General features: G+C 51.9%; 3 tRNA genes. All 3 read left to right on the forward strand.

The annotated features are described in order from the left end of the window. Positions 1-17 precede the first annotated feature (17 nt). The 3 genes from CEX98_RS22375 (at position 18) to CEX98_RS22385 (ending at position 293) form a co-directional block, all read left to right on the forward strand. Positions 18-104, forward strand: a tRNA-Leu gene (locus CEX98_RS22375). A gap of 34 nt (positions 105-138) precedes the next feature. Beyond that, positions 139-214, forward strand: a tRNA-Gly gene (locus CEX98_RS22380). Between the two features lie 5 nt (positions 215-219). Next, positions 220-293: transfer RNA gene (locus tag CEX98_RS22385), tRNA-Cys, on the forward strand. Positions 294-322 lie beyond the last annotated feature (29 nt).

Genomic DNA, 322 nt, shown 5'->3' on the forward strand with positions numbered 1-322 from the left:
GCTTTCAAATGCCCGATGCCCGGGTGGTGGAATTGGTAGACACAAGGGATTTAAAATCCCTCGCTGGTAACAGCGTGCCGGTTCAAGTCCGGCCCCGGGCACCATTTATAGTGTAATACTGTAAATGAACAATGGAATGCGAGTATAGCTCAGCTGGTAGAGCGCGACCTTGCCAAGGTCGAGGTCACGAGTTCGAACCTCGTTACTCGCTCCAAATTTGGCGGAATGGCAGAGTGGCCATGCAGCGGATTGCAAATCCGTCTACCTCGGTTCGACTCCGGGTTCCGCCTCCATATTCTTTATATCCACATGCGAAAGCAAA

The organism is Pseudoalteromonas piscicida, from assembly GCF_002744175.1.
GTDB classification, from domain to species: Bacteria; Pseudomonadota; Gammaproteobacteria; order Enterobacterales; family Alteromonadaceae; genus Pseudoalteromonas; species Pseudoalteromonas piscicida_B.